This is a genomic window from Actinoallomurus iriomotensis (assembly GCF_030269445.1).
Taxonomy (GTDB): Bacteria; Actinomycetota; Actinomycetes; order Streptosporangiales; family Streptosporangiaceae; genus Actinoallomurus; species Actinoallomurus iriomotensis.
This window is the reverse complement of sequence record NZ_BSTJ01000029.1, coordinates 1-14,822: the sequence shown is the minus strand read 5'-3', so window position 1 is coordinate 14,822 and position 14,822 is coordinate 1. Positions and strand designations below refer to the sequence as shown.

General features: G+C 61.3%; 16 protein-coding genes. 13 read left to right on the top strand and 3 right to left on the bottom strand.

Translation table 11 applies throughout. From position 1 onward, the window contains the following. Positions 1-818: 818 nt before the first annotated feature. Complete coding sequence (locus QSK37_RS51245; protein WP_285637421.1) at positions 819-2,741, bottom strand: hypothetical protein; 1,923 nt, start codon at positions 2,739-2,741, stop codon at positions 819-821. An 81-nt stretch (positions 2,742-2,822) separates the two neighbouring features. Here QSK37_RS51245 and QSK37_RS51240 point away from each other — a divergent pair, with 81 nt between their 5' ends. Continuing rightward, positions 2,823-3,275, top strand: coding sequence for a hypothetical protein (locus tag QSK37_RS51240; RefSeq protein WP_285637418.1), 453 nt, complete (start codon positions 2,823-2,825; stop codon positions 3,273-3,275). Between the two features lie 97 nt (positions 3,276-3,372). Here the strand turns inward: QSK37_RS51240 and QSK37_RS51235 are convergent, their stop codons facing one another. Both QSK37_RS51235 and ssb read right to left on the bottom strand, forming a co-directional pair. Continuing rightward, the gene (locus QSK37_RS51235) at positions 3,373-5,454 is read right to left on the bottom strand and encodes a hypothetical protein (protein WP_285637415.1); all 2,082 of its coding nucleotides are present in this window, start codon (positions 5,452-5,454) and stop codon (positions 3,373-3,375) included. Positions 5,455-6,205: 751 nt separating this feature from the next. Beyond that, complete coding sequence (gene ssb / locus QSK37_RS51230; protein ID WP_285637412.1) at positions 6,206-6,757, bottom strand: single-stranded DNA-binding protein; 552 nt, start codon at positions 6,755-6,757, stop codon at positions 6,206-6,208. 120 nt (positions 6,758-6,877) lie between these two features. On the opposite strand from ssb, the gene QSK37_RS51225 reads away from it, so the two are divergent. The 12 genes from QSK37_RS51225 to QSK37_RS52050 all read left to right on the top strand — a co-directional run bounded on the left by QSK37_RS51225 (position 6,878) and on the right by QSK37_RS52050 (position 14,746). Further along, entirely contained in the window at positions 6,878-7,072 is a 195-nt protein-coding gene (locus QSK37_RS51225) for a hypothetical protein (RefSeq protein WP_285637409.1), read from the top strand. Next, complete coding sequence (locus QSK37_RS51220) at positions 7,069-8,103, top strand: hypothetical protein (protein ID WP_285637406.1); 1,035 nt, start codon at positions 7,069-7,071, stop codon at positions 8,101-8,103. The genes QSK37_RS51225 and QSK37_RS51220 overlap by 4 nt, the downstream gene beginning before the upstream one ends. Before the next feature lie 68 nt (positions 8,104-8,171). Continuing rightward, on the top strand, positions 8,172-8,543 hold the full coding sequence (locus QSK37_RS51215) for a hypothetical protein (protein ID WP_285637402.1): 372 nt from the start codon (positions 8,172-8,174) through the stop codon (positions 8,541-8,543). A 2-nt stretch (positions 8,544-8,545) separates the two neighbouring features. After that, on the top strand, positions 8,546-10,312 hold the full coding sequence (locus tag QSK37_RS51210) for an FtsK/SpoIIIE domain-containing protein (RefSeq protein ID WP_285637399.1): 1,767 nt from the start codon (positions 8,546-8,548) through the stop codon (positions 10,310-10,312). A gap of 14 nt (positions 10,313-10,326) precedes the next feature. Continuing rightward, positions 10,327-10,665: a MazG-like family protein gene (locus tag QSK37_RS51205; RefSeq protein WP_285637396.1), complete on the top strand. Its 339-nt coding sequence runs from the start codon at positions 10,327-10,329 to the stop codon at positions 10,663-10,665. A gap of 536 nt (positions 10,666-11,201) precedes the next feature. Next, entirely contained in the window at positions 11,202-11,615 is a 414-nt protein-coding gene (locus QSK37_RS51200) for a hypothetical protein (protein WP_285637394.1), read from the top strand. A 217-nt stretch (positions 11,616-11,832) separates the two neighbouring features. Beyond that, positions 11,833-12,279, top strand: coding sequence for a hypothetical protein (locus QSK37_RS51195; protein ID WP_285637391.1), 447 nt, complete (start codon positions 11,833-11,835; stop codon positions 12,277-12,279). A gap of 163 nt (positions 12,280-12,442) precedes the next feature. Continuing rightward, positions 12,443-13,015, top strand: a complete 573-nt coding sequence (locus QSK37_RS51190) for a hypothetical protein (RefSeq protein ID WP_285637388.1) — start codon at positions 12,443-12,445, stop codon at positions 13,013-13,015. 29 nt (positions 13,016-13,044) lie between these two features. Further along, positions 13,045-13,287 carry a hypothetical protein gene (locus QSK37_RS51185; RefSeq protein WP_285637385.1) on the top strand — a complete coding sequence of 81 codons (243 nt, stop codon included), beginning with the start codon at positions 13,045-13,047 and terminating at the stop codon, positions 13,285-13,287. Positions 13,288-13,540: 253 nt separating this feature from the next. Continuing rightward, a complete protein-coding gene (locus QSK37_RS51180; RefSeq protein WP_285637382.1) occupies positions 13,541-13,810 on the top strand; it encodes a hypothetical protein in 270 nt (89 codons plus the stop codon). 8 nt (positions 13,811-13,818) lie between these two features. Next, positions 13,819-14,421 carry a hypothetical protein gene (locus QSK37_RS51175; RefSeq protein WP_285637380.1) on the top strand — a complete coding sequence of 201 codons (603 nt, stop codon included), beginning with the start codon at positions 13,819-13,821 and terminating at the stop codon, positions 14,419-14,421. Beyond that, positions 14,408-14,746 carry a DUF4282 domain-containing protein gene (locus tag QSK37_RS52050; RefSeq protein WP_432705690.1) on the top strand — a complete coding sequence of 113 codons (339 nt, stop codon included), beginning with the start codon at positions 14,408-14,410 and terminating at the stop codon, positions 14,744-14,746. The genes QSK37_RS51175 and QSK37_RS52050 overlap by 14 nt, the downstream gene beginning before the upstream one ends. Positions 14,747-14,822: the final 76 nt, after the last annotated feature.

Below are 14,822 nucleotides of genomic sequence, written 5' to 3'. Positions count from 1 at the left end.
CCCCGCCTCCCCCCGCTACGCTGTGTTATGTTTTATTTTCTCAGGCTAATTTCTTTCAATTTTGCAATTTTGTTCGTCAATTTTGGAATGGCTCGAAAATGTCCCGCGGCTTCAATTTGATTTGGCATGTGAATTGCGGGAGAATTCAATTTCAATTTTAGAATTCCGAAAATGTTCGCGAGCGTCGTTTCCGTGATGGGTTCTCGTAACAGTGAGGTTGTGACCAACCAGAACAACCAGAACAACCAGAAGTGGTCTGACCTGCGACGATGCAAATGTGATCATGTTCGGTTCTGGTTGTTCTGGTTGGTTCGGGGGTTAGTTGATCTTCATCAGAGATGTTTCCGCAGGTCAGAGCGATCAATGGGACCAACCAGAACTCGTGACCTGCGGAAACACGCGGGCAGAGCCCGACCGGATTCGGACATACCGGGGCATGGGCGCGGCTCAGAGCCCCCGTAGAGAGCCGCGTCCGGCCGCCCGCAGTTCTGGGAGGGGGTCGCGGCCGTGTGGCCGGTAGGGGAGCACTGGCGGCCGGAGAGCGGTACGCGTTGCCGACAGCGGGCGGCCGTGCGGCCCTGAGAGCGCCCGTACGGGCCGGAGAGGGCCGCGCCCCGACACGGGCAGGGCTCCGGCAGGCTCAGCGCGGCTCCGGGGCTCTCAGGGCCGCAGGCGGGGCGAATGTGCCGGTGAGCAGGGATAGCAAGAGCCCCGCCGGACGGCTTTCGGGTACCGGCGGGGCTCTCGGGCTTTTCTGCGCGACCCTTTCGCAGTTGCTCCGGGCTAGGCGAAGAGGGGGACGAACAGAAAGCCGGGGTCTAGCTTACTGCCAATTCGTCTTGGATGAAGGGCAAATCGTCATCGTCGTTTCCGTCTCCGATCCACCCTTCAAGCTCCGCGACATCTTCCCACGTCTGGTGAGGTACGTACGGAAGCGATTCTGTGTCGTAATCCAGTTCATACGGAACGGTGGGGAGACAATCGGGCCGCTTTTCCAGAGAAAACGGATTGATCGTCAGATGCCGTTTCGTCGGAATGAAGTCCACCGGCCGACGCTGAGTAAGCCATTGGCCCATTACGTCAAGCGGGTCTTTCCGCTTCATTGCGAGCCGCATAGCGACGAATCCGCGAGCGTCATCCTTCGGGGCAACGGACCAAAGCCCGCTATCCCAAGCTTCCCGCAACATCTCCGGGGTAATGTCCTGCGGGGAAAATCCGCGCGTCTTGACTTTCTGTACCCATTCCCCGGAGTCGTCATCGAAAGCCTTATACGCGTATACGCCGTTCTGATAGATCACCAGATCTTCGTATTCCTCGAATTCCCAGTCTCCGAGCCGCTTATGGTCTTCGAGTCCCGGAATGGGCTTAGTGGAAATAATGCCGTCGGTCGCGACCGAGATAACCGAACCAGCCGACAACATCAGATCGAGAATCTTCGCGCGAGTTCCGGACGTAATCATTCCAGCCCAAATTCGGCACAGTGTTTCTGGCGGCTCGATCAAATCCGACAGATCGAGCGGAGTACTGGTCTCGCGAGCGTGAATACGGCGACGCTCGATATCAGCGTGCGTCACGCCTTTCTTCGGCTGGTGACCGACAGACTGAGCGGTCTTCCCGTACAGGGAATTGACCAACAGCTTGATAACCATCTGGCGGCCGTCATGAAGCTTCTTTAGCTCCGCGCGGTCGTCATAGAGCTTTTGCACACCGGCGAAAGGCCGGTGATCGCATCCGATATCCAACACGTACCCGTCATAGACCGGAATCGCGTCGGCTCCGTAATGCCTGCGCACCACTTCTAGCTCATCCTGCCAAACCCACCTACGCCCGCCGTGCGCGAAAAGGACTTGCCGCGTCATCAACGGCCGGAGCCATTCACTAGCGGAACGGTTCGGAGTGAGTGTATGCGCCTTCGCCGCGTCTCGGTCGATACGGATCGGGAATGGTGCCCAGTCACCGGAAGTCTTCGAGCCAACCAGATAAACACCGTACTTCCCCGGAACGAAATCCGAGACGCGGCGCGAGGTCGCGTGAGCGAGACAGGGAAGGTTCACCATCACGGCCGGATAAGCGGAACGGATATCGTACGCGTACCCCTTGCCGACATAGCCGACGCACGTCGTCTCGAAACGCCCGCCGAAGTACGCGGCATTCACGACGTCATCAGAAAGACCCGCGTTCCCGATGAAGTTCGGAATGCGGTTGTCCTTCATCCACGTATACGCGATAGCAGATGACCCGTGAAACGACTTCGGGAACAAGCCCATGCGTTCGGTATTCACGATGACGTCACGCATCATCTTCGCGAGTAGCGAGACCTCGGAATAGCAGTATTCGAGAATGCGCTGATCGTCCATGTTCTCGAAGTGCGACCGGTGGCGCTTCATGAACGCGATTTCTTCGATTAGCGCTCGCTCTTCATCGGTGAATACACCCTTGCCGGTATTCTCCAGCGCCTTGACGAAGGACGATTGGAAATAGCCGAACGCATCCCACACCTTCGCCTGCCGGACGTACCGCGTCATGCCGTCTGCGCAGCGCTTACGCCCGTACTTCGGCTGAGAGATACCGAAGTACTTCCGGGGACGGAAGTCGATCCGGTACCCATCCCATTCGGTGCGCTCGGTCGCTGCCAGCTCTAGCAGATTCGGCAGGGGAAGGTCAGAGCAGATCTTTACCGCGTCGTAGGTGAACGAGAACGCGACCAACAGATCGGACGGGGCGTCTTCCGCGAGATCCAACAGGAAATCGAAACACGCCTTAGACGAGAGCCCGTAATTCGGCTGAGTCACGCCAGGAACGCCCGGCTTCCGAGAGTCGTCATGCGCGATGTGCCGACGTATCTCCCCGCGATCGTCGGCCGCCGCGAGCAACGTATACGCGTGTCGGCCGTCAATGTCGTTCCCCTCCCCGTCAACCGCGATAATCCGGCGGCCCTCTCCGGTGAACCGATACGGTCGCAGCATTTTCTAGTACCCCGCTTCCGGTCGATCCGTACGGCCCGTTTGGAACAGGAAGTCATTAAGAGCCCGATGCCGTACGCCCACATCGTCATGCCCCATTGCGGCAACCGTCGCGTCGAACTTCGCGCGGTCGAACTTCGTCCCCCGACGCGCGGCCGTGTCCTTCGCCTTTTCGAGATCGTTCCGGTAATTCTTCCGGGGCGCGAAAAAGCGACCTCCGTCCGCTCCCGGATCGGCTTTCAGCTTTCGGACGCCAGAAAGACCCTTCCGGTATTCGTATGGGTTCTTAAACCCGACTTCCTGAGCGCCTAGCGTCTCTGCCTGATGACGTGTGTAGCGCGTGCCGTCCGGCCCGACAGCACCGGCTTTCTTATCCCGTGAATTCACCCAGTGAAAGCCCGAAGGGAGCCTAGCCATTGTCGGACTCGCTTTCCGCGTGACGCGCAAGCGCCACAGCCTCATACGTCGTCCCGAGTACCCACAGAAAATCGAGATGATAGAAAGTCGTTCCCGATCGTCTCGAAGTCTGCAAAGCACCAATAGACACCAGTGCGTCTATCCGCTCTTGCCGTGAGCACACACGGAATCCCCGCTGCCCGCTCACGTAATTCAGCCGATCGTGAAGCGCGGCGAACTCACGCGCCTTCATCTGGAGTCGGTATGCGAACGAGTGACCGCGATTCTGAGCGACCCCCGGAAGGCTCTCGATCAGCATTCCGGCAGAAATCGCGGACTCGCGCCGCTTCCACGTCCCGTCCGAACCAGCCGACCAACCGCAATTCGTGAGATCGAACCCGAACGGAACGCACGTCGGCTCTTGCGGAATCAGCGGAATCCCCGCCTTCACGTCCTGCGGGTCGGGAGCCGCTGCGACGTACGCGCTCCGATCCATCTCCAGCATTACCGCCAGACCTTCACGCGTCGCTTCCGCGATATCCGACAATGCCCGCTGATCCCCGCCATGAGTCCCGAACGATTCGAGACTCTTCGCGATTTCGATAGCGGCCGGAATGGCCTTCGCGAGCGCGGCCGACTTCCGGCGACGCTCCGCATAAGCCACATCGAGCGCGTGAAGCCCGGAAAGGCACTTCGCATAGTTCTTCGACACGCGCTCATCAAGCCCCGCTTCCCGCAGGGCCGCAAGCGCGATTTCGTACCCGTCCGCGAGCACATCGGGAGAACGCAAGAGCGTATCGAGAACGACGCGCATTCCGTCATTGCGCGCAAGCGTGGCTTCCCGGCTCTTCAATTCGTCGTACGTCACTCGATCGCAGCGCTTCTCTTTCTCCCACCACACAACCGCAATGCGGTTGTACGTCGAATCTTCGAGCATGTTCGCGACCGGCCCGACGCATTCCGCAGAAATGCAAGCCGACAGATAAAGCCTTTTCGTCTTCGCCGCTTCGGTCTTCCCGTTGTTGCCCTGCGCTTGGGCCACCCCGCCCCCGACGATGAAGGACGTCACGCGCTCATAGATCGTGTCGAGCGCCTTCCGCTTGTGGACCTCGGTCCACGCCTCTTTCATCCCATCGTCTAGCAGTGACCGAGAGCCACCGAACGGGGAAAGCCACTGATAAATACCCGCTGGAGTCGTCCCCGCGCTCCCGTTCGGTGCCGAGCACCGCGCCGAGATGGCAGGCGCGACCTCCCCGTACAGGCTCCGCGTCTGGGACGTGAACAACAGCATGTCGAATGCCGTCTTGCCCGCACGGCTCGGACCGATCAGAGCCGACACCGAACAGACCGACAGAGACCCCCTGAGAATCGCTCCCGTCAACGGAGCCGCGAGCAATTGCCCAACCAGTACCCCAGTCAGCCCCGGATCGTCATAGGCGCTCAGAAGCGCCGAGAGCGCGTCAAGCGCGCGAACCTGAGCCGCCTTCGTCTTCGGCAGGCTCACCGGATATTCGACCTCGCGGTGATGATCGGTCTCCGAAGACGGCTCACACCGCACCGACTCCAGTCGGCCGGACGGAGAGAAGACAGCCCCGACACCATCGAGCCGCTTCCCGTCCTTATCGGTGTAACCGGTCGCGTTCGCGTAGCACAGCACACCATCGACGTACACCGGCCCTGAGCGGTCGATCACCCGAACGACGCGGCCGTTCTTCCCGCGCGAATTGAACACGACCGCGCGCACCAGATCACGCACGGCCGGATGCTTCTTAGCCCGGACGATCGTAGAAAGCCCGAGACGCGTCATCCAATTCAGATTCCGATTGTCGATCAACTCGGAATCACGAACGGTCGTCTGTCGTGGCGGATTCCCGTCATTGTCCTGATAGCAGAGAATGAAACTCTCGTCTTGAATCTCATTCCCGATCGTCCGCGTACGTGGATCGACCGAAACAGAGATAGTGCGCTCTATGCACCAGAGCAATCCGTCGAAGACGGGAACTAGTACGGCTTCGGTCTTGTCGTCAATTCGCTTGATCTGCCGGTGAACCATTCGATGCGCGTCCGGTCCTGTTCCTGGATTGACGTACGTCACGACGTGATAGATATCCCCGTCGAACCGCAGGTCACGAGAAATGACCTCATGTTCATGAAGACCCCGGACATTCCGGCGGTCGTCAAGGTTGGGGAGTTCGGAGCGCTCCGAGCCCGGAGCCGCGTCCGGTGCTGGCTTGCGCGTCGGCCGCCGCGTGGCTCCCGACGTAGATCGGCCACGTGGCTTCGGGCTATCTTTGGGTACAGGCATCTCGCCTGACTCCGTTCCTGTCGCAGGGGTCGGATCTCGCATGAAGGGCCGGTGTTTGCCGCACCGGCCCTTTTGCGTGTCTAGGGACTGGTCAGACCTCCCAGCGCACCGCCAGAGCCCCGGAGAGCCCCGCAGGCGGCCGAATGGCCGGAAGGGGAACCCAACGCAGGGCCGGAGCCGCACGCGGGCTTAGAGAGCTTCTGAGCGCTGCGGATCATGCCCGCACCTTCCGGGGAGGTCGGCCGGTGCGACGCGGGGTGTGATCGCTCACGTCCACCCCGGCAACCTTCGCCAGGGCCGACCTCACCACGTCGGACACCCCGGCATCGGGCATCCCGAGCGCGGAGCCCGCGAGCGTGATCAAGTCCGGCTTCACCGAGACCTTCACGCGCTGTGTTCTGGGCATCTGTCGTCTCACTCGCTTTCTGTGGGACCACAATTGGCAACTCGTCACCGTAACCGCACGCAACCGAATGGTCACACGCGACACGCCCGCACACCCCACGCTGATCACGTGGGATGTACGGGCGAATCGGCATGATCACGCGCTCTTCGCGGTCTTGCGCGTCCGGGGCTTCGCGGCCGTCTTCGGCTTCGAGCTGGCGGCCGGAGCTGAGTCGGCCGGAGCCGTCTCGGTCCCGCTGTCGGCTGCGCCGGAGTCGGCCGGAGTCGGCCGGACGGGGCTCGCGGTGGCCCAAGCGTCATCGGGCGGAACGTCGTCCCGCGCGCTCTTGTGGATCTTCCACGTGTCGAAGGTCAGATCGGGACCGACAGCCGACGCGGTGAGCCGCCACGCGGAGCGCTTCTCTCCCTGGTCATCGGTCCAATGCTCCTGAGCCCACCGGCCCATGACGATCACGCGGTCACCCTGCCGGAGCGACTCCGCGACGTGTTCGGCCGCGTCCCGCCAGACCTGCACCGGCACGAACGACGGGTCTCCGTCGCGGTATCCGTTGGACTCCCGGTCCCACCTGCGGGGATTGCACGCGACCGTGAAGGACGCGACGGGAGTGCCGTTGGTCGTGAACCTGAGTTCGGGGTCGCTGGTGAGTCGGCCGGTGGTGGTGAGGCCCATCTCTCCGAAGCTGGTCATGCGCTGTGCCTTCCTTGATCGACTTGGACCGTCTACCTTGGACACTACCAAAGACTATAGGAATAGGCTAGAGTCTGTTGGTGAACGCCAGAACCTACAAGATCCAGTAAGGGGCTCAACATGCCGGAAGGCTTCACCGCGATCTCTGTCACTCCGGAAGCGCGTGATCGGCTCAGAGCCCTCTCGTTCGCGCTCACCGGCCGAATGCAGAAGCGCGTATCGATGTCAGCCGCCATACTCGCGGCCGTAGCTGTTGCTGAGAATCATCCCGACGAAATGGATTCAGCGCTTAATCCGAATGGGGAAAGCGAATGAGTGAACACAAGAAAGAGAACGACCGCGAGAACCTACAGCGCGTATTGGCAACCGCGATTGGCGTCATGCTCACGTTCGTGATCGTCGCGCCGATCGTTCTTTCATCTCAAGATCTCGTCAAATGGGCGGCCGACCCGAAGGGGCTTAACCTTCCGGCCTACATGGCATGGGTCGTTTTCCTCGCGCTCGATCTCGCGGCCGGAACGTGCGTCGGCATGGTCACCTACTCCGCGTGGCGCGGTGAGTCTGGCGGAATGTTCCACGTACTCACATGGGCATTCGCGTTCGCTTCCGCGTTCGCGAACTACCGATTCAACTCCACAAAGTCCATGAAGGACGCTCAGTGGTTCTTCCCCGCCATGTCCATCATGGGTCCGCTCTTGCTCGATGTGACTCTTGCCCGCGTGCGCCGGTGGACGCGCATCGATGAAGGAACGCAGATGTCCGCGCGGCCGAAGTTCGGCATGCGCTGGATTCCCGGAGTCGCCTTCAAAGAGACCGCGAAGGCATGGGCCGCCGCGCGGCGCGAGAACATCGAGAAGTCAACCGACGCTATCGCGTACGTGCGCGAGGTCGCGGTATTGGAGCCCATGACCGATCAGGACGCGATTCGCTACGCGTGGTCCGCGCTCGGCACGTACGACGAATACACCGCGCGAAAGTGGCTCACCGCCCGGAACAAAATCGTCAGTCAGTCAGCCATGGACGAAGCGACCGAAGGAAAGCCCCGTACCCCGCTGGCGGCTCCGAACACGCCCCCGGCAATCACCGGCGGTTCCCCCGTCTCCCCTAAGCCCGCGCTTCCGGCCGGACCTATCTCCGACTCGGATGCGCTCGCGGAATGCAAGACCAAGCGCGACAAGATCCGGCACGCATTCGCGGTCATCGGTGATTACGACGTCCCGAAGGCCGTGACTTGGCTCGCGGAACGCGGTGTCTCGGTCGATCGAGCCGACGCGTACGCGGTCAAGAACAAGGCACTCGAAGAGCAGAACGTGACCCGACTCGAAAGGAAGACCGGAACCAACTAGGCACGCACCGGGGCGCGGTGCTGACACACCGCGCCCCGGCACTTCAAGGTGAAATGAGGTCACCAAGCATGAACATCCAACCGCACATCACCACCACGACCGCCCGCAGGGCCGGACTCGCGGCCGGAGCCATCACGGCCGCCGGAGCCGCCACCTACGTCACGAGCGCGTTCCTGTTCATCGTGCCGGTACTGCCCGCGCTGGGTATCGGCTCCCTGCTCATCACGCTCGGGTTCATCCTCGGTCGGGTCTCCCCGTCGCCCTGGCGGCCGGAGAGGTCCCCGGAGCCCCCGCCCGTGGTTCACGTCGCCTTCGTGCCGACGCGGCCGACAGCGGGACTCAGGATGGCTCCGGCACCGGCTCTTGATCGTCTCAGTGATCAAGAGACAGACTGCGACGTCGTGTACCTGCCGGTGCACGGTCGGGAAGGTGGTCACTGATCATGGCCCAGCGCGTACGAATCACGAACGGCGAACCCGCGATCGTGACTCTGTTCCGCTTTAGCGGCCGATTCCTCTCCGGCCGCCCCCTTGACGGAGAGCCCCGATCGAATTCGACTTTCCTCCGTCCGGGCACCGAAGCCATGCAAAAGCACCGCGAACGCCCGACGTGGTGGGCCGGACTTCCCGGATGGAAAAGGGCCGCGTGGCGAATGGGCGTATCCGTCCCCGCCGTGACGACCCCGATCGGCTATTTCATGGCACCGGTCGCAACGGCCGTTGCGGACGGCACGCTCATTTCCGGAGCCACCACCTACGGCGGTTGGAAGACCTACCGAGCCATTCGCGGCCGGAAGCACCGCAAGCAATGGGTAGAGCCCCTTGCCGCGACGCTCGGGCCGGTGATCAAGGTCCCCCCGACGATGCGGGCGACCGACTTCGTCACCGTGCCCGAAGACTTCGCGACCAACGAAGACGCGGAGATCGTCGTCCGCGTGCCGGTGGCCTACAACCAGTTCGACACCGGAAGCCGACAGCGGGTCTCGGAGATCATCTCCGCGAAGCTGGCTCTCGAAGATCTCAACGTGTCGTGGTACCTCGCGGGCTCCGAGCCCTACATGGTGGCCCAGCGCGCCCCACGACCGCCCGACAAGGTCACCTTCGCCCAAGCCCGACAGATGCTCGACAGCGCTCCCGACTCCGCCCCCGTGCTGGGTGTCGGGGTCCGCAACCGCGTCGTGTCGGTCGACCTTGACGCGGAGTCCCCGCACATTCTCATCAGCGCGGGTTCTGGTGGCGGAAAGAGCGTGCTCGTTCGGTCCATTGTCGCGCAGGGACTTCGGCGCGGCGCGTTCGCCGTGATCTGCGACGTGAAGCGCGTATCGCACTCATGGGCGCGCGGTCTTCCCAGCGTGGAATACCACCGGACGCCCGAACTCATTCACCACGCGATTATCAAGCTGGCGGCCGAAGGTGACCGCCGGTACGACGTGATCGACGAACGCGGCGAAGACGCGGACGTAGGGCCGCGTATCTTCCTGGTGCTCGAAGAACTCAACGCGACCATGGCGCGCCTTCAAAAGTGGTGGCAGGCCAACAAGCCACAAGGCGCGCCCCGGCAGTCTCCGGCGGTCGATGCGCTGGGAGACGTCCTGTTCATGGGCCGCGCGGCGAAAATCCATTGCATCGCCATTGGTCAGATGATGACCGCGAAGGCGACCGGTGGGCCGGAGATCCGCGAGAACTTCGCGACGCGCATCCTCGCGCGGTACTCCCGGAACGCATGGAAAATGCTCGTTCCGGAAGTGTGGCCAGCGCCGAAGTCGAGCCGTCACGCGGGACGCGTGCAGGTGGTATTGGCAGGAACGGCACATGAGGCGCAAGCGGTCTTTATGACCAACGAAGAGGCGCGCACGTACGCGACGACCGGTCTCCCCGTCGCGACCCCTGTCTCAGCGTCTCACCCGTCCCATGGCCAGCGTCTCAGCCCTGAGACAGTCCCAACCCGTCCCACCACGGGCGACCCCGCTACGACCGTGCCCCTACGGCTGGTGCACTCCGACAACAGCCCCCAGCAAAACCCGCCGGTTGGCCTGCGCATGGCCATTGATCTCTACATTCCCGACGTCTCACTCGCGGTCGTCCGCAAGGCGCGCACGCGAGACCCCGAATTCCCGAAGCCGGTAGCGCAGGAGAGGAACGGCGAAAAGCTCTACGACCCACAAGACCTGATTCGCTGGGCACAGAACCGCATCCGTAGCACGGGCTGACAGGGGGAGCCGACATGGAGCTTTACGAATGCATCCGGATCATCAATGCATGGATCGAGAACGCGAATGGCGGAACCCTCGCGGCTCAGCACGATGACGCCATGCGAATCATGAAGATCAGCGAAGAACTCGGTGAAGTAACTCAGGCGTACATCGGATTCACCGGCCAGAATCCGCGAAAGGGCAAGACGCATACGAAAGACGATGTGCTGAAAGAACTCGCGGACGTCACCGTTACCGCGCTGTGCGCTATCCAGCACTTCACGCAAGACCCGACAGAAACCGAAAAGGTCATCACCGACAAGATTCGGCACATTATGGCCCGTAGCCCGGAAATGCTCGAAACGCATTAGCCCGGAACCGCGAAAAGGCGGGGTGCTCAGAAATGGGCGTCCCGCCTTTTGCGTGCCCGAATTGAGTCGGGATTGTCGGGCCGTGTCGGGTCGGGCTGTCGGGTCGTGTCGGGCTCGGCTGTCGGGCCGTACCCCACACCGCTGTCGGCCCGTAGGGAAGATCATCTTCGGGGCTCCCTGCGGGCGGCCGTAGGGCTCCCTGAGCCCCGCTGTCGGGACGCCCCTACCCGACACCGGCCGACGCCCGCAGAGCCCTACACGGGACCGCTCAGAGCCGCGTCGGGCCGGTGTCGGCTCCCCAGTGTCGGCCCGACACCGGCCGTGTAGGGACGCGGCCGAACGGTGTCAATAGCGATTCGAGTCTCTGACCTGCGGAAACACGCCCCGCGGAAGTCGCCGGCCGGTGCGTAGACCCCCTCTGACCTGCGAAAACGCTATTAGACAAGAATCATGGATCGAGCGCTTGACAGGTGTGCCAGAACGACACACTATGAGTGTGTGCCGAAACGACACACCGCCTACCGAAGGGCCGCCCGATGACCAACCCCCAGAGCGGAGACATCGTCCGCAAGATCACCACGGGAATACTCGGAATGGTCAAGTCCGCGAACCCATGGCACGACACCTATGTCGTGAAGTTTGAAGGGTCCGATGTCGAGACCGAATGCAAAGACCACGAAATCGAAATCGCGGCCCCAGCACTTCGCGAATACGACTTCGACACCGCGTGCACGCAGATGCACGAACACGACCCCGACACGTGCGCGCCGGAAGACTACGACCGAGGTCTCAGCGTGAAGTGGTCTCCCGACTTCGACGCGTACGCGTCCGGCCAAATGGACATCAGCGCGGTTCGGTGCGCGCTCTGCGGTAACGCTCCCTGCGACTGCCCCGAATTCGGGACTCCCGAGTACTTCGCGCTGATCGATCGCAGGCACGGCCGATCATGACCACGCCATACGATCGCGCCGTACGGCTCTGCGTGTTCGTCTGCGGAGCGATCGTTATCGGGGCTCTCGGCTCACTCCTGAGCACCGGCCACCTGACACCCCGCATGTGGTCCGCGCTCCTTTTCTGTGGGTTCTCGCTCGCGAGCGGAACCGTGTACCTGATCAGAGCCCGATCCGGGAGGAAACAGCCGTGAAGATGACAAGCCAGATTCACGAGATGGCAGCGAACGACGTGCCCGCACGCCAGACGATCACGATCGAGATCGAGCCCGGAGACGACCCGATCGGCATTATCAACGGACTTGTTCTGAAAAACCGCCTTGACGCGGTGCTGCGGTTGCTCGGGAACTCGTTCGGCTCCGACCTCGAAGACGGGGAACTGTGGGACCTCATGGTCAGTTCCGGGTACTTCGCGAATCTCACCGAATCGAAGGTCAACGATTTGATGTGGGCCGCTCGCGATACGCACGGCATGAGTTGGCGGAAAATCGCGCGTGCCTTCGAGATGCACCAGTCCACCATCCGGCGACGCGTCGCGAAGCTCCGGCGCGAGTACGCCGAACAGGGCATTTACCGAACCGCGTCCGGTGTTCACCGCGCGAGCAAGGCGAAGGCGCTCGAAGTGCTGGCCGACGCGGAGAGCATGGACGCGGCCGAACGCTAGACCTGCCAGTACCGCCAGAGCCCCGGCCGACCGGTCGGGGCTCTTGCTATGTGACCTGCGGAAACACCGGGGCTAAAGAATCTTGGAACAGGGTCTTGACTGGTGTGCCGAAACGACACACTATAGGGGTGTGCCGAAACGACACACCCCGGAAGGAAACCCCATGCAGACGCCCGCCCCCGTGGACAACGCGAAGGTCATCGACCTGTACACCCACGAATACGACCGCCTAAAGGACGAACAGCGGGCACGCATCTCACACCGCGACAACCTGTTGTACGTCACCCTGGCGGTTTACGGCGCGAGCATGGCAAGCGCTCTGGCCGGTAAAGCCCCCGCGCTTTTGGCCGTTCCGCTGGCAGCGATCATCCTCGGATGGAACTACCTCGCGAACGACACCAAAGTCAGCGACATAGGCCGGTACATCCGGACCGAACTCGGTCCCTCCCTCACGTCACTCACCGGCGGGTCATATCCCGTCTTCGGTTGGGAAAACTGGCACCAGACCAATGACCCGCGTCGTTCCACGCGAAAGACGCTCTGGCTTGTCATCGACTCAACGGCCTACGCGGTAATTCCTCTCGGCGCGCTACTCGCGTTCTGGGTTATCGGCTCCCCTAACGCGCTTCTCATTCCCGCTTCCATCATCGAAGCCATTGCCGTACTCATCTTCGCGGCCCAGATCTTCACCAGCGCCAACCTTGTACAGGTCATCAAGCGCCACACGTCCCGATAAACTCGCTACGGCCAGAAAGGAAAACCCTCATGGGCTGGTTCACGAACAACAAGAAAGACGCCCCCGCACCGGCTCCGCTTCGCCGCGACAAGGTCATGAACATGATCAAGGCCGGTCTCGATCTCGAAGACGCCATTGACCGAGACGACGATCAGGCATGGCAGAAAGCCCACGACGCGGGCAACAAGGCATACAAGGGAGCCACGAAGGCAGAGATCAGGGCCGCTCAGGAAGGCGTGGAACGCGGGCGGGACACACGCTGGCTCAAGTAGCCCCGCGATCATCGAGAGCCCCGGCACCGGTTGCCGGGGCTTTCCCATGTCCGGCAGACGCGCTCAGAGCCCCGCAGGCGGCCGGAGCCCGTGAACCCTCCCCCGTGTCAGGACTCAGCACTCACCGGCCCTCACACGCGCTCTCCGAGCCGCACGGCCGCCCGCAGTCGGCAAACCGCTACCACCACCCCGCCCGCCGGACGGCCGACAATGACCCACTACTCAAGATCACCATTCCCCCGGAAGGTGACGTATGGACGGGATAGTCACGCTCGCGGCCGTTGCCCTCATGATCGGGTTGCCCCTGTTCGCGCTGGGAGGACGCGGCCGGAGCCGCCCGCGCGTCAAGGTCGGGCCGTCCAACTCCGGCCAACTCGGTATGGCGCTCTTGCGCCTGATCGGCAGGGCTATCAAAGCGCTGTTCTACACACTTCCGATCTATTCCATTCTGTATTGGTACGTTTCTCTGCCAATTATCGGAATAGCCCTTATCGGCTGGTTCATCTACTGGCTAGCAACCTGAGAAAGCCCATGACATCAGACGATCAGCACCGCGAATTCGGCCAGAGCTACCACGAATGGCTAGCCGAGAATCAGAACCACGTCACCCCGCCGGACGGCATACCCGTACCCGAGTACGCGCCTAAGCCCGCGTTCACCAGAGCCGCCACATGGGCCGCGACAATGGGCGCGCTCTGGCTAATCGGAACCGTGATCGTCGTCAACTTCCAAGACTTGCACTCGATCAACTCTCCCTATCTAGAACACGACCCGACACACATGCTCTTCGGTCTCGCCTTCCTGGCATGGGCCGTGAATACCGCATGCGAACTCATCACCGCAGTGCAGAGAAAAGACCGCTATCCCGCACTCGGAATCTGGGCATGGGTCACCAGTGCGCGCACTCGAAAAGCCGCTAACGAACTCCGGCGAACCACTTCCGCCATTAGCAATAACGGCTGTCTAATCGCGATCGTCGCAGCCCTGGCATTCCCCGGAGTCTTTATCGCATTCTCAATCATGACCACGCTATCGGTCTTTCTCTGGGAAATCATCCTGTACGGCGGAATGGCTCTGCACATTCTCATAACTGTAATCCGCTATTTCATGTGGAGGCGTAATGCAACCGCGTAAAGGCTTCTTTATGACGCTCTTCGACGTGGAATTTAAAGACGAATATATTACGTCTAAACTCGTTCGTGGCTCTTATCGAATCATTATCGCATTCACGTCTATTACCGTATGCTTTTGGCTATTGGTCGCATGGGAATTGCCCTCATGGTTCGGTTGGGGTATTAAACTCGCCATTACTATATTTGCGCCAACGGCGGGAATCTTCTTTCTCGCGCTTACTAGAATGGCGCTAGAATACATTATCGTGATCTTTTCAATAAATGATAAATTGGGCTATCTAGTCCATTCCGAGGAAGAAAAGAAAATCAATTCTCGGAAGAATTAAAATTGTTTTAGAAAAGGCGATAATTTGCATGCGAAACTGTTTTGAATTTGATACGACTACACAGCGTAGCGGGGGG